Origin of the sequence: Paenibacillus solanacearum, assembly GCF_910593845.1 — a bacterium.
In the GTDB taxonomy this organism is placed as follows: domain Bacteria; phylum Bacillota; class Bacilli; order Paenibacillales; family NBRC-103111; genus Paenibacillus_G; species Paenibacillus_G solanacearum.
This window is the reverse complement of record NZ_CAJVAS010000004.1, coordinates 168,197-188,976: the sequence shown is the minus strand read 5'-3', so window position 1 is coordinate 188,976 and position 20,780 is coordinate 168,197. Positions and strand designations below refer to the sequence as shown.

Sequence of the window (20,780 nt, the reverse complement as noted above, 5' to 3'; positions counted from 1 at the left end):
CAGCGGACTCGGTTGCAAAAACGAAGCTCAAGGTGGGATCCGGCGAATGTTCAATCATCTTTTTGCTTCCATGAACGAAATGCTAAACGAAGTGGCGTCCGAGCTGCCGTCCGCGACCGGCACGAAACGAAAAGAATTGCAGGAAAAGCTGCGCGCTCTAAAGGCAATGAGCGACACGTGCATTGAAGAATGGCTGCTGTTCGAGGAGAAATGGGCGAAGATTACCCAGCAAACGGGCGATTCCTTATTGAACCTGGCGGCGGATCCGTTCGACCCGGAATTTTCAGGCAAACGGGACGACCGGTTTATTCGCGGCCAAGGCTATTATAAGCTGCACATGTTCAATGAAGCGATCGATGCGTTCGCGCCGCTCGTCGAGACACAGCCGGATTTTAGTTTGGCGCGCATGTATCTCGCCATGTCGTATCTTCGCAAAGGCGAAGCCGAGGAAAGCTATTCGCACTTTCACTTTTTATCCCAATTAACCGATAATTTGCAGCTGAGAGCCATTTCCTTCAACGCCATGGGCTGCATTCAGGCACAGCAGCGCAATATGGAAAAAGCGTTCGAATTTTTCGATATGGCTTACCGGACTGATCCGGTCAGCGTCCAGCCGTTGATCGAGCTCGGGGTTTGCTCCGAAAAAAAAGGCGGCCTGCATTTTGCTCATGCTGCATCGCGCGGCTTGAAGTAATGCCCAGGTTAAGTTTGCTATTCCCTTTTCCCGTTACAATTGGTATGCTTATGAGGAATGCGGGAAATGAAGGGATTGACTGGCACCAATGAAATTCGCTGTTTTGGATTTTGAAACGACCGGGAGCACGGCGACGGATCGAATTATCCAAGTCGGGCTCTTTATTATAAACGATCATGAGATTACGGACAGGTATACTTCTCTCGTCAATCCGGGTATGAGTATACCTTCTTCAATTACACAGTTAACCGGAATTGACGACGACATGGTGAAAGAAGCGCCCTCGATCGACGCAGTCATTGCGGAGATGGTGCCGCTGCTCCAAGAATCGGTGCTGGTGGGTCACAACGTCGCATTTGATCTGGCCTTTTTGCAGAAGGGACTTGACGAGAGCGGGTACTTTGCCTTCGACGGCCGGGTACTCGATACGATGGATGCGCTGCGCATCCTGTATCCCGGTCTGTCCAGCCTGCAGCTCAGCGCCGTATGCCAGGAGTTCGGTATCGAGCATGAGCGTCCTCATCAGGCGGACAGCGACGCCGAAGTGACGGCGCTCATCTGGCTCCAATGCGTCGAGCGGCTTCAGAAGCTTCCGCTGCTTACGCTGCAGCGGCTCGAAATGGTGTTCGACGATTCTTCCGCCAACGACTTCGCCTGGTTTCTGCATGAGATGATTCAGTTCCGTGAAGCGCAGCCGCAGCAAGAATCGGAAGCGGAAACCTACTTTCGTCAATTTGCGCTTCGTGTCGGCGATTGGGGAGAGGAAGAGGACATTCGCAGCGCGGCGGATGTTCAGGCCATGCCCGTAGCCTTCGGAGATTTTTACGAACATTTGAAGCAGGTGCTGCAGAAGCGGTTCGAAGCTTACGAGGACCGCGAGTCCCAGGTTCAGATGCTCAGCGAAGTGGAATCCGCCTTCGAACAGGGACAGCATTTGATGATCGAAGCGGGGACGGGGACGGGCAAGTCGCTCGGTTATTTGATTCCTGCACTCTATTACGGCTTGAAGCAGGATAAAAAAGTCGTCGTCAGCACGCATACGATCAATTTGCAGGAGCAGCTCCGGGAAAGGGACGTGCCGCTGCTGCAGCACTTGTTTCCAGTCGGCTTCAAAGCCGCCGTCCTGAAGGGACGAAGCCATTATTTATGCCTCCGGAAATTCGAGCATAAAATTAACATGCTTGATTTTGAAAACGGACGCGACGATCGCGTGACCGCCGGGCAAATGCTCGTTTGGCTCGGAGAGACGGAACGCGGCGACGAAGAGGAGCTGCATTTTGCCGGTAAAGGAAGGCAGTTTTGGCATACGGTCCAGAGCGATTCGGAATCATGTCTGAACCGGAATTGTCCGTGGTTTAAAAAATGCTTTTATCACCGCGCCAAAAACGATGCGAATACGGCCGATGTCATCATTACGAACCATTCCTTGCTGTTCACCGACATGATTGCGGAGAACCGGCTGCTGCCTGCTTATAAGCATCTGGTTATTGATGAAGCACATCATTTCGAAGAAGTGGCCGGTAAGCATCTGGGCATCGAGCTGCATTATCACAGCTTGATGAATACGCTGTTTTGGCTGTATAAGGATGCGCGGTCCGGTCAGCTTTCCACACTTCGCTCACGCCTTCACATATTCGAAGAAGAACGTCCCAAAGCTTGGTGCATCGTGATTGATCAGGTAGTTGAACACTTGATCGCACTAAGAGAAGAATGGGATCAAATTACGGAGCTGTTCTACCAGCTAGTTGTCTCCCGCAGCGACCCTTCGCAAAACGAAGGAAGCTCGTACGTGTATCGGGTTATGAAAGATTCGCTTCCGGCCGGCTGGGATAAATTGGGGCTGATCGAAGAGAACATGTATTCTGCGTTCAACGAAGCGATCAAGCGGCTGGAGAAAATGCTCGGTGAAATGAAGGATCATCAGGAAGAATATAATATTCAGAGCCTTGTGACGGATCTGGGCGGCACGGTAAAGCAGTTGCAGCGGCATCGGGATGCCCTGCATTTCTTTATCACGATGCCGGACGACAATTACGTGCACTGGCTCGAAGCAGGCAGCTATAATAAAAACCGGTCGCTGCTGCTCACTTGCGTTCCGATTGATGTGAGCGCGCTGCTGCGGCAGCATTTCTTCGACGCCAAAGAAAGCGTCGTGATGACATCGGCTACGCTGTCGGTCGGCAAATCATTCGATTACACGTGCGACCAGCTGGGGTTGAGACGGGAAGATGCCGAAGGCGGCAAGCTGAAGACGGTCCTGCTGCCGTCGCCGTTTAATTACCGCCAGCAAGCGCTCGTCGCCATTCCCCGCGATTTCCCTACGCTTCGCGGCGGAAGCAGCGGGGAGAAGGAATTTCTGGACAAGCTCATTCCGTCGCTGGCGGAGGTAGCGCTGGAAACGAAAGGCCGCATGCTCGTACTGTTCACGTCGAACCGCATGCTCAAAAACACGCATACCGCGCTCAAGGATACGCTGGCTCCGTTCGGCATCCAGGTTTTGGGTCAAGGCGTGGACAGCAGCAACCGCAGCAAGCTGACGCGGCTGTTCCAGAACAGCCCGGCCTGCGTACTGCTTGGTACGAGCAGCTTTTGGGAGGGCGTCGATATTCCCGGCGATGCATTAACGTGTCTGGCGATCGTCCGCTTGCCGTTTCAGCCGCCGAATCATCCGCTCGTAGAAGCCAAGATTGAGAAGCTCAAGAAGCTGAATCAGAATGCCTTCATGAAGCTGTCCGTGCCGCAGGCGGTGATCCGCTTCAAGCAAGGGTTCGGGCGGCTTGTGCGCACCGCTTCCGATAAAGGGATCGTCATCATATACGACACCCGCGTGATTGACACAACATATGGCAAATATTTTTTATACTCGCTGCCAGGGCCGAAAATCGAACATATGCCCTCGAACCAGCTGGTACCCAGAATAAAGCAGTGGATGGATGTGAACGAAGCATGACGAAAACAATGAAGATTTCCGAAGCGGTCGTTCGCCGACTGCCCGTATACTTGCGATTTTTGAACGAATTGCACAAGAAAAACGTACAAACCGTGTCTTCACAGGATTTGGGACATAAGTTGGACCTGAATCCTGCGCAAATCCGCAAAGACTTGGCCTATTTCGGCGAGTTCGGGAAGAAAGGCATCGGCTACGACGTTGATTACTTGATCGAAAAAATTAGACAAATTTTGAAAATCGATAAGGTGATTCCCGTCGCATTGGTCGGGGCGGGCAATTTGGGCCGCGCATTGTGCAATTATAACGCCTATCTGAAAGATAATATGAAGATCGTCGCCGTGTTCGACGCCCAGCCGAATAAAATCGGCGAGTCGATCAACAATTTGAAAGTCAAGCCGATGCAGGAGCTGTGTCCGACCATCCGGGAGCTGAGCGTGCGTATCGGCATTATTACCGTACCGGCGGCGGAAGCGCAATCGGTCGCGAACCAGTTTGTAGAATCCGGGGTCGAAGCGATTTTGAATTTTGCGCCGATCATCATTAAAGTACCGAATGAAATTCGCGTGCATCATGCCGATTTCACGACGGAACTGCAAAGCTTGGCCTATTATTTGGATGAATAGCTGAAAGGTTGTCCTCTTTCAACGAAACAAGCCTGTGCGCGAACGGTTCGCGCCAGGCTTGTTTTTTTCGATTTGCGGTATGTCTACATGCGGTGATCCCGTTAAGAAGCAAACATGAATATGATTTTGTAGATGACATATGCCAGCGCAATACTGATCGGAATCGTAATAATCCATGTTAAGATCATGCGCGTGACGGTCGCCCATTTGACATCGTAAAAGCGCAGCACCGAACCGGTACCGATGATCGAAGACGTGATGACATGCGTTGTGGAGAGCGGCATCCCCATATGCGTGGACACCTGGATGACGATGGACGAGTTCAAATCGGAGGCGAAACCGTTGATCGGTTCGATTTTTATCAATTTTTTGCTCATCGTCTTGATGATTCGCCAGCCCCCGATAGAAGTGCCAAGCCCCATCGCCGTCGCGGCTGCGAACTTGACCCACAGCGGCACATCCAGCTCAGTCTGGTACTGCATCGCCACGAGCGCGAACACGATGATACCCATCGCCTTTTGCGCATCGTTGCCGCCATGCGAGAAGGACAGCAGCGCTGCGGATACGACTTGCAGCGAGCGGAAGACACGGTTCATTTTCGTGCGGGATTGATTGCCTGTGGCCAGAATAATCCTTTTGATAATCCACATCACGATAAAGCCGGTTGCAAAAGCGACGATGGGCGAAAGCACAAGAATAAGAACGATCTCCTTGAAGCCCGACCAGTTGACGGAGGAAACTCCCGCACCTGCAATGACGCTGCCGGCAAGCGATCCGATCAAAGTATGGGAGGAAGAAGAGGGAATGCCGAAGTACCATGTAACCAGATTCCATATAATCGCGGACAACAGCGCGGCAATCACGATGTGCATCCCGTTGTCGATCGTAGCCGGGTTCGCCACTTTGCCGCCGACCGTTTTGGCCACTTCCGACGAGAAGACCGCGCCGATAAAGTTCAGCACGGCGGCCATCATAACGGCGAAGCGCGGGGAGAGCGCCCGGGTCGAGATGGACGTTGCGATCGCATTGGCCGTATCGTGAAAACCGTTAATAAAGTCAAACAAGAGCGCAAGGGCAACGATGATGATCAATATAGTTAACATAAATTCCTCCTACGTAGGCGTTGTCGTTCCGAATATAGGCTCGTTAAAGGAACAACGTCAGGAGTATCGAAGTACAACGCTCTCCAAAATATTCGCTACGTCCTCGCATGCATCGGTCGTCTGCTCCAGCCGCTCGTACAGCTCCTTCAGTTTGAAATCGTGATACGGATCTTTCGGATTCGTAAAGATTTCGCGAATGCCTTCACGCATCAACCGGTCGGCTTCGTTCTCCAGACTGTTGATTTGCACCGTATGTTCCGTCAACTGCGCATATTTCTTCTTCGATAAGAGTTTGAAGGAATCGAGAATATGCTGGCAGCTGGCCACGATAACGGCAGAAAATTCTTTCATATATTTGTCCGAAACGGTGATGTTCAAATAATCGAAACGCGCGATCGTCGCTTCAATGCCGTCGATCACATCGTCCAGCTTGGAGGCAAGCTCCAAAATGTCTTCGCGGTCGATCGGCGTGATGAATACTTTGTTCAACCCTTTAAAAATTTGATGCGTAATGCTGTCGCCTTTGTTCTCGAGCTCCTTCAGCTTTGGGTAGTATGTCGCCGGAGGCTCGTCCCCCATAACGGCGGTGCGGAACATTTGCGCGGCTTCCAGCGTATTTTCCGCGGCATGGATCAACAGCATCAGAAAATCGGTATCGTCTTTTTTTGAAAACAGCATGATTTTTCCTCCTAAAATTGTTTTTCTCTCTCTGTAGTACCGGCCCGTTGCAGACCCCCTGCTGCATGAAAACGGATATGCGTGTGAGATTTGTAAGATTTATGTAGAAAATTTGTAAGATTTCACACAAAAATAAAAATAACATACTCCATTAGTTGAATGCAATCCTAGTTTCACCCGTTTAAACTATGTTCATGAACGTTTTCGCATGCGAATGCCTACTAAATTCTAACAGGACAAGCTTGATTTTGAATGCTTAAAGAAGTACATTGGAGGATGGAATCGCAATCGGACAGCAAAGGACGTGGAATAGAAATGTCGAAAACAATCATTTATAACGGTACGTTTATAACCATGAACGCGGAGTCGCCAGTGGTTCATGGAAATATGGAGATCGAAGGTAATCGGATTACATATATTGGAGACAAGCTGCCGCAGCCGCTGGAGCAGTATGCAGAGAAGGTAGACGGCAAGGGCAAGCTGTTTATGCCGGGCTTCGTCAATACGCACGGGCATGCGGCAATGTCGCTGCTGCGCGGCTACGGGGACGATATGGCGCTGCAGGTGTGGCTGCAGGAGAAGATGTGGCCGATGGAAGGGAAATTCAGCTCTCACGATGTTAGAATCGGGACGATGCTGTCTCTGCTGGAAATGGTCAAGGGCGGCACGACGACGTTCGTCGACATGTACGATCATATGGATCAGGTAGCGGAAGCGTCGGTTATCAGCGGCATTCGCGCGTGCCTGACCCGCGGCGTTATCGGATTATGCCCGCGGGATGTTCAAGACGCGAAGCTGGCGGAAGCGATTCAGTTCGCCAAAAACTGGCACGGCCAAGCGGACGGTCGCATTACGGCCATGATGTCGCCGCACGGCCCGTACACATGCCCGCCGGATTATATCGAAAGAATCGTTCAAGCGGCGCATGACCTTGACTTGCCGATGCATACCCATATGTCGGAAACGGCAAGAGAAGTGCAGGACAACGTGGATCAATACGGGCTTCGGCCGGTAGCCCATCTGGAGAAGCTCGGCGTCTTTACGCGCCCGACGCTGGTCGCGCACGCGGTTCATTTGACCGACGAAGAAATCGAAGTGATGGCGAAATACGATGTTCGCGTATCGCATAATCCAGGCAGCAACCTGAAGCTGGCGAGCGGCGTTGCGCGCGTACCGGATTTGCAAAAAGCCGGCGTGCTCGTATCGCTCGGCACCGACGGCGCGGCGAGCAACAACAATCTGGACATGCTGGAGGAGATCCGGCTGGCGGCTTTAATTCATAAAGGCGTATCCGGCGATCCGGTGGCGGTTGCTGCTTGGGATGCATTGAAGATGGGTACGCTCGACGGGGCCAAGTCGATTTGGCTTCATGACGTCGGCGCGCTACAAGCGGGTATGAAGGCCGACTTCATCGCGATGGATATGGATCAACCGCATTTTTACCCGCGCACGAACATGATATCGCATGTCGTTTACTCGGCTTCTTCGCGAGATGTGACCGACGTGTGTGTCGACGGCCGGTTCATTGTCCGCAACGGCGAATGCTTGACATTGGACGAAGAAAAAATCAAATTTGAAGCGCAGCAATGCTTTGAACGCTTGACCGCGGAGTAACGGCAGTATGGTCATGCAAAACAAATGGAAGGCGGCGCTGCTGCTTTCGGCATTCATCGTCGTTGCGATTGCCTTGGGAAGCTGGTTCTTTAACTCGGTAATGGAGGACGAATGGAGCAGGGAACGGGCCGCGGTATTGTCGGCATACGAAAAAACGATTTTGGCCAAAACCGTCAAGGTCGACCGTTTCGTGGGACAGAAGCCGTACACGGTCATTCAAGGCGAAGATAAAATCGGTCAGCCGGTTATCGTTTGGGTGGCGGAAGACGAGATCCGCTCCGAAATGGCGGCCGGCGGCATCACGGCGCAGCAAGCCGAGCAGGCTACGCTGGAGCGGCATGCCAATGCTCAAATTGTGAGAACGATGCCAGGGATGATGGATAACGCGCCGGTGTGGGAAATATTTTATAAGCTTCCTCCAGGGGGAGAAGAAAAGCAAGAGCAATATTTTTACGATTACTATGCGTTCAAGGACGGACAATTGATTGATTCATGGCGATTGTCTATCCGATAATAAAGAACCGCTGGCGCGCACAAAGGATGCGCACCGGCGGTTTTTTTCATTTGTTTAGCGAGCTCGATTCAGCCTGGTACCGGGTTCGGCCCGCTGCCGCGCAGCGCCGAGACCGTGCTGGGATGACTGTCAACCATGACTTTGCGGCACGCGTTTCGAATTTCATTGGGCAGACTGCCACTCATTGCATTCGCCATATTGATATACGATATGATATACTTTCAGTATTCGATAGTTGATATATCAATAGAAAGGGGGACGTTTTTTAATGAAAATTCGTCTCTTGCCTGTTTTGACTAGCGTTGTGATTTCAGCCGCTGTTCTGTTCGGCGGGTATTTCGGTTATCAAAGCTATGCGATGGAAAATCCTTTAAATAAAGTGGTATCTTCAATTCCCGGAGTGGAGCTCGTATCGATGAATCTTGGCGGGGCTGAGGCTACCGTAGAGGTAAAGCTGCAGCCGGGCACAAGTGTTCGCGAAGTATACGCCCGGATCATGAAGGAGGGCGGCTCGGCACTTGGCAAAAAAGAGCTTGACCTGAAAGTCGTGGGCTCGGAATCGCAGAAACTGGACGCATGGTGGTCTTCCGCTTTGTTCGAGGTTGCTCAGGCGATGGAAACCAAGCAGTATGCACAAATCCCGGCGACGCTTGAAGCGCGGGCTCAGCAGAGCGGCGGCGGTTTAAAAGTAACGACCGAGATGGATAATAAGTTTGTATATATTACGCTCTCGGAAGGAGCGAACAGCAAATACGTTATGCTTCCGCGTACGCCGTCCAAATTGGGGGTGTGGCCGAATGAGTAAGTACGGTAAAGAGATTATGATCGGCACCGTTCCGGTGCTGCTCGCATTTCTTTTGTTTATCGGCGTGAATATCATTCCGGTTTTATTTATGACGGTTATTTTAGGCACGTTTCTGTTTATGACGCGGGCCCGCAGCGGGATGAGCATCGGCTCTGACCGCAAGTCGCGCAGCCGGACGCCAAGTTACTTGACGTTTGACGAGATCGGCGGTCAAGACCGGGCGAAGCGGGAGCTGCAGGAAGCGCTCGATTTCCTGATCCGCTACGACGATATACAACGGCTCGGCATACGACCGCTCAAAGGCATATTGCTCACCGGTCCTCCCGGAACGGGGAAGACGCTGATGGCCAAAGCCGCGGCCCATTACACCAATTCGGTATTCATGGCGGCATCGGGGAGCGAATTCGTCGAGATGTACGTCGGCGTGGGCGCGAGCCGAGTTCGCGATTTGTTCAAGGAAGCAAGAGCGCAGGCCGTAAAGGAAAATAAAAACAGCGCGATTGTGTTTATCGATGAAATCGACGTCATCGGCGGAAAAAGAGATGGCGGTCAGCATCGCGAATACGACCAGACGCTGAACCAGCTGCTGACGGAGATGGACGGAATTCATACGGCAGAGACGCCGCGCGTGCTTATTATGGCTGCAACGAACCGCAAGGAGATGCTCGATCCCGCACTGCTTCGCCCAGGGCGTTTCGACCGTCATATCGAGGTGGATCTCCCGGACAAAAAGGGCAGAATGCACATTCTGAACATTCATGCGAAAAATAAACCGCTCGCTCCGGATGCGAGCCTCGAGTCGATCGCGCAGGAAACGTTCCATTTTTCCGGGGCGCAGCTTGAGAGCGTTATGAACGAAGCGGCGATATACGCCATGCGCGACGATTCCGCACTGATCCAGCAGCGGCATCTGTCGCTTGCGGTGGACAAAGTGATGCTGGGCGAGAAAACGGACCGCGAATCGACGAAGGAAGAGCGGGAGCGCGTCGCGCTTCACGAGCTCGGCCATGCGATCGCCGCGGAGCTTGTAAGACCGGGCTCTGTCTCTCAAGTATCGCTCAGTCCGCGCGGCAAGGCGCTCGGTTTCGTGCGGCATAATCCGCAGCAGGATCAGTATCTGTACACGAAGCAGCAAATCGAGCATCAGATCATGATTGCGCTGGGCGGCGCCGTTGCCGAGGAGATGTTTTACGGCGGGCGCAGCACCGGCTCGCGCAACGATTTCGAGCAGGCGCTGGGCATGGTGCGGACGATGATGGATTCCGGCTTGACGAAGCTCGGTATCATTGACCGCGACATGGTGACCAAGCAGGAGCTGATGAAAGAAAATGCGGCGATTCTGGAAGAGCTGACCGAAGAGACGCGCTCGATGCTGGAGCGTCACAGAGTAGTATTCGACCAGTCGCTGGACATCCTGATTAAGGAAGAAGTGTTGTCGGGCGAGCAATTCAGACAATTGCTCGATCAATCTGCGGCGGTTGCCCATAACTAAATAAGCAAAAGTATGGTCCGGCGGTGCAAAATACGCCGGATTTTTCCGTTTTTCCGGCGCATTCGCCTGAAATCTATTTAATTCATCGGAAACTAGCGGATCGTGCAACTTTTTTGATAGAATATAGTCTAATATAATGGGATATTTCGCCAATGTGTTCCTTAATACGGCATGGAGCGCGATGGTGCTCCGGCGTTCCACATAAATCTTCAAAAACATACATAACGAGGTGCAGAGAATGAAGAAGATTTCCGCTTGGCTCATGATGCTGCTGATGTCGTTCCTTGCGCTGCCGACCTTGGCCCACGCCGCGGTACCGGCCGTTCAGCTGTTTATGGACGGCAGGCCGCTGCTCGCCGAGGTTCCGCCGCAAATTGTGGGAGGAAATACGATCGTGCCGGTGCGCATCATCGCCGAATCGATCGGCTCGAACGTAGCTTGGGAAGCGAAGGAGCGCAGGGTGACGATCAACAAGGAAGAGACGAGCATTCAGCTGTTTATCGACAAGAAGAATGCGATCGTCAACGAGAAGTCGTATTTGCTGGAAACGGCCCCCGCGATAGTTGAAGGAAACACGATGCTGCCGCTCCGTTTTGTCAGCGAACAGCTTGGTGTTGAAGTAACGTGGGAGGAAGCGACGCGTTCGGTATTTTTATATAAGCCCAAGCCGGACACCACCAGCGGTCAGGACAAAGAAATTGCCGGCGGCGCAGGCAAGGGCGGCGAATCCGGCAGCGGAGCCGCTGGCGGAACGACAGGCAAGGAAGGCATTGCCGCCGATGCGCCGAAAGATTCGGCGGCAGGCCAAACGAAGGAGCCTTCCGCAGAACCTTCGAAGGACCAAGCCAAGGATCCGGTAAAGGATCCATCCAAAGATTCGTCCAAAGACGCGTCCAAGGATCAGCCTGCTTTCTTGACCGATCCGGGAGCGCCCGTCAAGGCGGGAGATACGTCGCCCGCTAACACGGCGACCGGCGGGAAGCCGAGCGAAACAGCGCCGCCTGGAGCAGACAAGCCGGTAGCGCCGGGAGAATCGTTGGTGATGGGCGTTGTACTTCAAGGGGATACGGTAACGGTAAAAACGACCGATAAAACGTTGAAGCCCAAAGCGTTTCAATTGGCGGAGCCGTACCGGATCGTAATTGATGTGCCGAAGGCCAAGCTTGCCGAATCGCTTGCTTCCAAAGTTGGCCCGAACAAGGAAGGCACGGTGTCGGAAAAAAACGAGTTTGTCTCGCAAATTCGCTATTCGCTATTTTCAAATGAGCCATCTATCGTTAGAATAGTAATAGATTTACCGAAGAAATACGAGTTTTCGATGACGGACATGCTGCCTTCCGGCGAATTTGCCGTGAAGCTCGGGCAGCCTGGACAAGTGAAATCGAAGTATCGGGTCGTGATCGACCCGGGACACGGCGGGACGGATACGGGCGCGATTTCGGTGACGAAGCGCAGCGAGAAAGATTTTGTGCTGCCGCTCGCCACGAAAGTGGTCGAACTGCTGCAGAAGGAATCGAAGATCGAGGTCGTCATGACGCGATCGAACGATACGTTCATCGAACTGTCGGATCGCGCAGGGAAAGCCAATGACATCGGGGCCGATTTGTTCGTCTCCATTCACGGCAACTCCGCCACCAAGGAGAACGTATCCGGGACGGAGACGTATTATTACACGCCGCAGAGCCAGGATTTCGCGAACCTGATGCACAAATATTTGCTGGAGGGAACAGGGTTCCCGGACCGCAAGGTGAAGAAAGAAAGCTTCCATGTCATACGGAATACGACCATGCCTTCCGTACTGCTTGAAATCGGATTTTTGTCGAACCGATCGGATGAAGCGCAGTTGTATTCGGATTCGTTCCAGGACAAAGTTGCCGCATCCATCGTCGCAGCGATCAAGAAGCAACTGAATATCGACTAAGGAGTGGGTAACGATGCTACAGAAATGGCATAAAGGAATGGCAGCAGCAGCCGTCGTCGCCCTGCTGATGTCAGGTTGCGGGCAAAAGCCTGCGCCGCAGGGTACGGGAGCTACGCCTCCTGCGACCTCTTCGCAAGGAAGCGGAGGCGGCAATACGCAGGGCACTGCGCCGCAAACGCCGGCACAGCCTCAGGAAAAGCAGTTGAAAATAAAAGCTTACTACTCCGACGACAAGCTGGAGAACTTGGTTGAGAAAGAAGTATCGTTTGCCTATAAGCAGGACCAGGACAAGTATGCAGCCGCGCTCCAAGCGCTCACGGTCAGCAACGACCCGAAAGCCGTACCGTTGTTTAAAGGCTTCACCTTCAAGTCCGTCGTATTCAAGGACGGCGCGCTGACGATCGATTTGTCGATGTCGCCGGAATCGCGGCTTGGCGCCGGCGGAGAAGAAATGCTGCTGCGTGCGCTGCAAAAGACGCTGTTCCAGTTCAACGAAGTCCAGACGTTCGACGTCTTGCTTGACGGCAAAAAAGTGGAAAGCTTGATGGGGCATATGGATCTTCCGCATCCGTTCAAGCGGGGCCAGAACTAACATCATGACGAGTGGACAACCGATGAGACCGAGAGGAGTTAATTCATGAAACGGAACAAACAGAAACAGATGCGAAAAATGGCGGCGGCTGCGCTTGCACTATCGATGCTCGTAGGCAGCCCGGCTTACGCGGCAGACCCGATAACTAGCAGCTCCAGCAGCGTCGTGGGCGGACTGGTGCTGAGCTTTGCCGACGTAAGCGCCACGCACTGGGCGATCAAACATATTACGAAGCTGGCTTCGCTCGGAATCATCCAAGGATACGAAAGACAAGAATACCGTCCGGAAAACACAGTCTCGCAGCAGGAAGTCATCGTGATGGCGCTGCGCATGATGGGGCTTGAATCCGAAGCGCTCAAGAGCAAGGCGGACACGGTACTCCCGGTCAGCGTGGATACGTTCTTCAAGCCTTACATCGCGTATGCGTTCGAGCGCGGTCTGATCGACAGACAGGAAGAAATCGCCGATACGACGAACAAAACCGCCTGGGGAGCCCGGGAAGCGTCCCGTGAATGGGTGGCGAAGCTGGTGATCCGCGCGCTTGGCAAGCAGAACTTGGCTAACCAGCAGGCGACCGTCGGCTCTACGTTCAATGACGCGACGGAAATGTCCACGTGGGCCAACGGCTATGTGAACGCCGCGGTGCAGCTGCAAATCGTTCAGGGCATGGACGGCAACACGTTCCAGCCGAAAGGCAAAGTGACGCGGGCGCAGATGGCTACCTTCCTGAGCCGGGCGGACAAGCATTTGACAACGCGTTCCGACCGCGTGACCATCGGTTACTTGATGGGACAGACCGACCGGAAGATCAGCGTGCTGAATGCGAAGGGCGAAACAAAGGACTACGCGATTACATCGGATACCGTCGTGTATAACGCGAAGGACGATACGCGCATTCCGCTCTCGTCGATCAAGCTGACCAATGAAATTTATGTGGTGCAAAACCTGGGTAACGCACTTTATATCGAACTGACGAACGATCAGCAGCAGCTTGAAACGAACGAAGGCACGCTGAACGAAATTTATTTGGATCAAATGATCGTATCGATTCAGCAGGGCTCGCAGAAGAAATTGTTCGAAATCGCGCAAAACGTAACCGTAACGGATAACGAAGGCCGCGGCCTGAGCATCGGCTCGATCGCGCCGGGAAGCATCGTTGCGCTGCAGCGGGTCACGCTGCTGAAAGATCCGAAGATTACGCAAATCATCGTGAAGCAGGCGCCTGTCTCCAAAACGGCGGAAGGCACCGTGCTCAGCATCAACGCGGATCAAAATCAAATCACATTCCTTGAAAAGAGCGGCCAAAACGAAACGTACTCCACAAAGAACGGCGTAACGGTCACGCAGTCCAGCGGCACCTTCATTGATTTGTCCAAGCTGCGCGTCGGCGATTCGGTCACCTATGACGTCAAGGCGAACGTACTGACCGCGATCAAAATTACGAAGCAGGCGGATTTCGGCGAAACGGTGCAGGGCAAGCTGATCAGCCTGAGCGACGACAAGCAAATCATGACAGTCACCCGCAGCGGCGGCACGGCGCTGGAAGCCTACTATATCGCCAGCAACGCGCTTGTGACGATCGAAGGGATGAGCAGCGCCAGCCTGTACGATCTCGAAGTCGGCGACGAGCTGAAGCTCGATCTGTTGAATAACAAAGTGATCAATACGACCGTAACGAGCCGATCGGTCAAGCAGTATACGTTCGCTTCGATCCTGAACTATGACAACGAGTCGAAGGTGCTGACGATTACGACGGACAGCGGAAGCGTAGCGGCGTTCAAGATGGAAGACAAGACCATTATCCGCTATGGCGACAGCACGCTGCCGATGAACAGCTTCCAGACGCTCTTCGTCAAAAACACGAAGGTCGATCTGAAAATTTCCAAGGACAAGATCGTGCAGATCGCCAACACGACGAAGATTGAAGGTACCGTCGCGCAGCTCAATGCGCAAATGGGAGAAATTACGATTCGCAGCTTGAGCGGTCAAAATCTTTCATTCAAAGGCGGCTCCAGCACGCCGGTCGAAACGCTGGATAAGACGGGCGCCACGATGGCTGACCTGAAAGTCGGAGACACGGTTGTGCTTGTCATTAGCAGCGGAGCGCAGGAATACGTCAGCTCGATCGCAACCAAGAAAGTCGGCGTATACAAAACATTGGTGACGAACCCGAGCACTCGCCAGCTCAGCGTGAAGGACGAGAACGGCACGCTGCTCACATTTGTCATTGATAACAACGATAAAATTGTCAATCCGGGGAAAGCGACTCACAATTTCGAAGATATCGGCCTTGACGAATACGTGAAAGCGACGTTCAACGGAACGAAGCCGGACCAGCTCGTGCTGCTCAACACGGTTCGCGGCAAAGTGACTTCAATGGACGTGTCGCTGGGCACATTGACGATTCAGGACTTCCAAGGCGGTATCCAGGTGCTGCCGGTCGGCCAGCAGTTTACTATCAAACAGAACGGGTCGATCTCGTCGGCGCTGAGCTCGCTCAAGCCGGATGACCGCGTGGAAATTATTAAAGACGTGAACGACAAGTCGATCATTCAAGTCGCGACGCCGTCGAAACGCACGATTTCCTCTTACGATACGGTGCTCAATCAGCTTTATTTGAAGCCGACGGCAAACAACGACAAAACAACGTATAACTTCTTTGCCAAGGCGTACCTGCACAAGGGAACGCAATCGGTGGCCGCCAGTGCGTTCGTCGAAAATGAAGAAGTGACGATTTATGTGCTTGACGACAAAATTATCGAAATTGAAAAGAAATAATCGATTTCATTCGTAACTTTTATAGCGCTTCTACCGTCTATGTAGTAGGCAATCTGCTGCATGGGCGGTTTTTTTCGTAAAAAGTTCTTATTTTTCCCGGATCAGTGATTGATTCGACTCTTTCGATTGGGTAAACTGATAGAAAGGGAGAGAAAGGGGCAGGGACGTTGAATCAGAAGCAAGCAAGATACATACTCGACACAATCGCAGAGATGTTCCCTGACGCCCACTGCGAGCTCCATCATTCGAATCCGTTCGAATTGACGATTGCCGTGCTTTTATCCGCGCAATGCACGGATGAAACAGTGAACAAAGTGACTGCCACGCTCTTTCAAAAGTATAAACGGCCCGAGGATTACTTGGCTGTTCCGCTGGAAGAACTGGAGCAGGATATACGTCGAATCGGACTGTACCGCAATAAAGCCAAACACATACAGGCGTTGTGCGCGATGCTGCTGGACAAATACGACGGGGAAGTTCCCCGGGAGCATGACAAACTTGTCGAGCTGCCTGGTGTAGGTCGAAAGACGGCGAATGTTGTCGTTTCCAATGCGTTCGGTGTTCCTGCCATTGCGGTTGATACGCATGTTGAGCGCGTGTCCAAGCGATTGGGCTTTGCCGGAGAGAACGATTCGGTGCTTGAAGTCGAGAAAAAACTGATGAAACGGGTTCCCCGGGAAGAATGGACGCAGACGCATCATCGCCTCATTTTTTTCGGAAGGTACCATTGCAAAGCGCAAAACCCGCAATGCGAAGCTTGCCCGCTTACCGAGCATTGCCGCGAGGGGAAAAAACGTATGAAAACGACCCGAAGCAGGCAACCTAAACAGAAGGAAAAACAAGCCAAGTTGTGAAAAAGAAAGGATTGAACGATAATGAAATGCATATCGGTATATACAAATGACTTTGAAGTGTTCTCGGACATCTACGAAAAGGTGCTGGAGACGCCGCTGCAAGAAAACGAAGAGATGCAAGTGGAAGGCGTTACCGTATCGGAATCCGGAAGCGTGCCGGAAAATTATTTGAATCGCATGAAGCAGCGGCCGGAAGTCGTCGTGATGAAAGTACGCGACCGCGATATTACGATTTTGCAGCACCGCGACGTGTTCGAAATTTTTATCCCGGAAGCGGAAAGTATGGTACACTAAAAACCGAAGCGATTCGGTTTTTTCTTTTTTTTGTTTACCATATATAGAGCAGTCAGGGGTAGAGAGAAGGATGAAGAGCGTAATGGCATTAGGGGAACAATCGGTCGAAGCGGTACAGTCGCTGCTCACGCGGGTGGAGCAGGCGGGCGACGCAGAGAACGGAAGGAAGCTGCGGCAGCTGCTGGCGAAGGCGGAGAGCGGACGGCTGTCGATTGCGTTCTGCGGGCATTTCTCCGCAGGCAAATCAAGCTTGATCAACCGGCTGTGCGGCCATCCGCTGCTGCCGTCCAGTCCGATTCCGACCAGCGCGAATATCGTCAGCATCGTCAGCGGCGAGGCAGGCGCGCAAGTCGTTCATCGGCTCGGGGTAGGACAGCAAGCGGAAGCGAAGGTGGAGCAGGTTCCGCTGGAGGAGCTGGCCGAGCACTGCCGTAACGGGGAAAGCATCGAAACCGTGGAGATCCGGTACCCGATTCCGTTTCTGGGGAACACGGCAGCGCTGCTGGATACGCCGGGCATCGACTCGACGGACGATGCCCATCAGCTGGCAACAGAGTCGGCGCTTCACTTGGCCGATGTCGTGTTCTACGTCATGGATTATAACCATGTGCAATCGGAAATCAACTTATCGTTTACGAAAAAAATGACGGAATGGGGCAAACCGCTTTATTTGATCGTCAATATGGTCGACAAGCACCGGGAGCAGGAGCTGCCTTTTGATAAATATAAAGCCGGCGTTCGCGAAGCGTTCGCCAACTGGCATGTGCATCCCGACGGCATCCTGTACACCTCGGTACGGGTGCCGGATCATCCGGCGAGCGAGTGGAGCAAGCTCGACTGGCTGCTCGGCCGGCTGATCGAGCTGCGAGAGCCGCTGGTGCGGCTCAGCCTGGAGAAGTCGGCCCGCGCCTTGGCTGCGGCGCATGCCGCCAAGATGGCCGAAGCGAACGAGCCGGCCAAGGAAGCGCTGCGCGCCAAGCTTGCCGCCGATGAGGGAGCCGAGGCGGCGCAAGAGGCGTACGCGCAGGCGAGCGCGGAGCTGGCGCGTCTGCATGCGCTGCCGCAGCAGCTCGATAAAGCGGTGCGTCAATCGGTCGCGTCGGTGCTCGATAACGCGAATATTATTCCGGCCGTGACGCGGGATCTCGCGCACGTGTATTTGGAGAGCCGCCGACCCGGCTTCAAGGTCGGCTGGTTCGGTTCGTCCGCGAAGACGGCGGCGGAAGTGGAGCAGCGGCTCGCTGCCTTCCACAAAGACTTCGCCTCGCAGGTCGAGACGCAGGTGGCGCGGCATGTACAGCAGGCGATGAAGGCCGGGCTGGAAGGGCAAGGCTTGCCGCAGGCGGCCGTGACGGAAGCGGCAGACCGCATACATGCGGATATTTCGCCAGAGTGGCTGGCGAAGCAAGTGAATGAAGCCGCCGTCTTCGGCAATGAATATACGCTCAATTATTCGAAGCAGATCGCGGCGGAAGCGAAGTCGCTGTACCGCAAGGAAGCGTTCGCGACCCTCGATGCCATGCTCGCGTCGCTGGGCGCCGCGCTGGCACCGCGCCGCGAAGCGCTGCAGTGCGAGCTCGCCGCTCTCGAGGCGCGGCTTGGCAGCCTGCGCGAGCTCGAGCGGCTCGCGCAGGCGGAGGCCGCCTACGCCGCCGCGCTGCAGGCGCAGCTGCCGGCGTCAAGCGCGCCGGCGCTGCCCGCGCCAGAGGCGGCGCCCGCAGCCGCCGCGGCGGAGGAGCTTGCGGGCGTCGCTGCGCTGCAGACGATCCGCCGCTCCTTGCGAGAAAAAGCCGAGCGGCTGGAGCACAATCGCTTCACGGTCGCGCTGTTCGGCGCCTTCAGCGCAGGCAAATCTTCGTTCGCCAACGCGCTGATCGGCGAGCGGATACTGCCCGTGTCGCCGAACCCGACGACGGCGGCGATCAACAAGATCATGCCGCCGGAGCCTGAGGCCGGATGGCCGCATGGCACGGCCAAGGTCCAGATGAAGAGCAGGGAACGTCTCGAATCCGACGTCCTCTACTCGCTTGAGGTGCTCGGCGTCGCCGCCGGCACGCTGGAGCAGGCCGTCAAGGCGATTGCGCAGCTGAAGGCCGAGCATGTGCCGGGGAAAGGCAAGCCGCACTACGCGTTCCTCAAAGCGGTCGAGAAAGGCTGGGACGCGATGAGCCCCAGCCTGGGGCAGCAGCTTAAAGTAAGCGCGGAGGAATTCGGCCTGTACGCCGCCGACGAGTCCCGCTCTTGCTTCGTCGAGCTGATCGAGCTGTATTATGCGAATCCGCTGACGGATCAAGGCGTCGTGCTGGTCGATACGCCGGGCGCGGATTCGATCAATGCGCGGCATACGGGAGTAGCCTTCGATTATATCAAGAACGCGGACGCGATCTTGTTTGTGACCTACTACAATCACGCTTTCTCGCATGCAGACAAACAATTTTTGCTGCAGCTGGGACGGGTGAAGGACAGCTTCGAGCTGGATAAAATGTTTTTTATCGTCAATGCGGCAGATCTTGCCTCGTCGGAGGAAGAATTGGCCGGCGTAGTCGGCCACCTGGAGAGCAACCTGCTGCAGCACGGCATTCGCAATCCGCGCATTTACCCGCTGTCGAGCTACTATGCGCTGGAAGGCAAAATGAATCAAGACCGGGACACCGTAGCGCAATCCGGCATTCTTCCGTTCGAGCGGCAGTTCGTTCGCTTTACGTTCGAAGAGCTGTCCGAAATGGCGATCGCTGCAGGGCTCGCCGATATTCGAAGGGCGGCCGGCGTGCTGCGCCACTGGATGGACGGCGCCCAAGCGGACGCCGACGAACGCGGCCGCCAAGCGCGTGAGCTGACGGAGAAGCTGTCGGTCGCCAAGGCGGAGCTGGCGGGCTTCGAGCCGGAAGCCGACCTGCGGGAGCTGTCCAAAGAAATTCAAGAGCTGCTTTACTATGTTAAACAGCGGACAGCGTACCGGTTCGGGGATTTGTTCCTGCTGGCGTTCAACCCGTCGGTCTTCCGCGAAGACACGAGAGATTCGAAGACGGTGCTGATGTCCGCCTGGGAAGACTTGCGGCGGATGATTTCCTTCGACCTCACGCAGGAAGTGCTGGCGACGACGCTGCGTGTCGAAAACAAAGTCAACAAGCTGGCGGAACGGGCCGCGCGGCAGCTTGCGGACACCATCCGCGAGCGCATCCCGTCTTTTGAGAACGAGGGCTTTGAACCGTTCAAGATGAAGACGCCCGCACTGGAGGGCTCGCTGCCGGCGGAGGACATCGGCGCCAAGTGGCTGTCGGGCTTTTTCAAAAACACGAAGCAGTTTTTCGAAGGAGACGGCAAGCAAAGGCTGCGGACCGAGCTCGAGGCGAAACTGAACGTGCCGATGACGCAGTTTGCCGAAGCGCAAGCGGCGGCGCTGGAAGCGGCCTACGCGGGTCAACTGCGGGACGCGTACCGGATGCTGACGGAACGGATGACGCTGGAATTGGAAGAACACGCGGCAGGGCTGATTGACGCGCTGGAGATGAAGATCGATCTGAACGAGCTCGGGCAGAAGCAGGAACGGCTGCTGCGATATATCGACCCAAGCGAGGCGAAAGGGGAATCGGAAGCGCCTAAGGGCGTTGGGGAGTGACTAAACCTACTGCTTTCCAGTTGATGTCTGTAAAGGAACGGATACGCGTAATGGAATCCTCGCCGAAGCAGTTTCGGCGGGGATTTTTTCGGATTTGGTGAAAGGGTTTACATTTGGAACATTCCGCACCTTTTGCACGAGAAAGGTAGACTCTGCTTCAAAAATGTGACGATTTGATGGAATTTTACGTATTTAAGAAGATTATGGAATTTCCACTTGTTGCCGGTCCCGGAAGGGGATGCTACACTT

Annotated in this window: 15 protein-coding genes; 13 read left to right on the top strand and 2 right to left on the bottom strand. The window is 54.2% G+C overall.

Features of this window, described 5'->3' with window-relative positions:
* The first annotated feature begins 46 nt into the window (after nt 1–46).
* The 3 genes from KXG62_RS06785 (at nt 47) to KXG62_RS06775 (ending at nt 4,267) form a co-directional block, all read left to right on the top strand.
* Entirely contained in the window at nt 47–694 is a 648-nt protein-coding gene (locus tag KXG62_RS06785; protein ID WP_218091176.1) for a tetratricopeptide repeat protein, read from the top strand.
* A gap of 88 nt (nt 695–782) precedes the next feature.
* Nucleotides 783–3,644: an ATP-dependent DNA helicase DinG gene (gene dinG / locus KXG62_RS06780; protein ID WP_218091175.1), complete on the top strand. Its 2,862-nt coding sequence runs from the start codon at nt 783–785 to the stop codon at nt 3,642–3,644.
* Complete coding sequence (locus tag KXG62_RS06775; RefSeq protein ID WP_218091174.1) at nt 3,641–4,267, top strand: redox-sensing transcriptional repressor Rex; 627 nt, start codon at nt 3,641–3,643, stop codon at nt 4,265–4,267. Before dinG ends, KXG62_RS06775 begins: the two co-directional genes overlap by 4 nt.
* 101 nt (nt 4,268–4,368) lie before the next feature.
* Here KXG62_RS06775 and KXG62_RS06770 read toward each other — a convergent pair whose 3' ends face one another.
* Both KXG62_RS06770 and KXG62_RS06765 read right to left on the bottom strand, forming a co-directional pair.
* Nucleotides 4,369–5,370 (bottom strand): inorganic phosphate transporter, encoded by a 1,002-nt coding sequence (locus tag KXG62_RS06770; RefSeq protein WP_218091173.1) that lies wholly within the window; start codon nt 5,368–5,370, stop codon nt 4,369–4,371.
* A 57-nt stretch (nt 5,371–5,427) separates the two neighbouring features.
* Nucleotides 5,428–6,048 carry a DUF47 domain-containing protein gene (locus tag KXG62_RS06765; RefSeq protein ID WP_218091172.1) on the bottom strand — a complete coding sequence of 207 codons (621 nt, stop codon included), beginning with the start codon at nt 6,046–6,048 and terminating at the stop codon, nt 5,428–5,430.
* Between the two features lie 315 nt (nt 6,049–6,363).
* On the opposite strand from KXG62_RS06765, the gene KXG62_RS06760 reads away from it, so the two are divergent.
* The 10 genes from KXG62_RS06760 to KXG62_RS06715 all read left to right on the top strand — a co-directional run bounded on the left by KXG62_RS06760 (nt 6,364) and on the right by KXG62_RS06715 (nt 20,531).
* Complete coding sequence (locus KXG62_RS06760; RefSeq protein WP_218091171.1) at nt 6,364–7,662, top strand: amidohydrolase; 1,299 nt, start codon at nt 6,364–6,366, stop codon at nt 7,660–7,662.
* Between the two features lie 7 nt (nt 7,663–7,669).
* Entirely contained in the window at nt 7,670–8,176 is a 507-nt protein-coding gene (locus tag KXG62_RS06755) for a cell wall elongation regulator TseB-like domain-containing protein (RefSeq protein ID WP_246627325.1), read from the top strand.
* A gap of 268 nt (nt 8,177–8,444) precedes the next feature.
* Complete coding sequence (locus tag KXG62_RS06750) at nt 8,445–8,981, top strand: hypothetical protein (RefSeq protein ID WP_218091170.1); 537 nt, start codon at nt 8,445–8,447, stop codon at nt 8,979–8,981.
* A complete protein-coding gene (locus KXG62_RS06745) occupies nt 8,974–10,473 on the top strand; it encodes an AAA family ATPase (RefSeq protein ID WP_218091169.1) in 1,500 nt (499 codons plus the stop codon). The genes KXG62_RS06750 and KXG62_RS06745 overlap by 8 nt, the downstream gene beginning before the upstream one ends.
* A 238-nt stretch (nt 10,474–10,711) precedes the next feature.
* Nucleotides 10,712–12,394, top strand: a complete 1,683-nt coding sequence (locus tag KXG62_RS06740; protein WP_218091168.1) for an N-acetylmuramoyl-L-alanine amidase family protein — start codon at nt 10,712–10,714, stop codon at nt 12,392–12,394.
* A gap of 13 nt (nt 12,395–12,407) precedes the next feature.
* Complete coding sequence (locus KXG62_RS06735; protein ID WP_218091167.1) at nt 12,408–12,986, top strand: GerMN domain-containing protein; 579 nt, start codon at nt 12,408–12,410, stop codon at nt 12,984–12,986.
* Between the two features lie 45 nt (nt 12,987–13,031).
* The gene (locus KXG62_RS06730) at nt 13,032–15,764 is read left to right on the top strand and encodes an S-layer homology domain-containing protein (RefSeq protein WP_218091166.1); all 2,733 of its coding nucleotides are present in this window, start codon (nt 13,032–13,034) and stop codon (nt 15,762–15,764) included.
* Nucleotides 15,765–15,931: 167 nt separating this feature from the next.
* Entirely contained in the window at nt 15,932–16,618 is a 687-nt protein-coding gene (nth, locus tag KXG62_RS06725; RefSeq protein WP_218091165.1) for an endonuclease III, read from the top strand.
* Between the two features lie 21 nt (nt 16,619–16,639).
* Complete coding sequence (locus tag KXG62_RS06720; RefSeq protein ID WP_218091164.1) at nt 16,640–16,912, top strand: NAD/NADP transhydrogenase alpha subunit; 273 nt, start codon at nt 16,640–16,642, stop codon at nt 16,910–16,912.
* An 82-nt stretch (nt 16,913–16,994) separates the two neighbouring features.
* Entirely contained in the window at nt 16,995–20,531 is a 3,537-nt protein-coding gene (locus tag KXG62_RS06715) for a dynamin family protein (protein ID WP_246627324.1), read from the top strand.
* Nucleotides 20,532–20,780 lie beyond the last annotated feature (249 nt).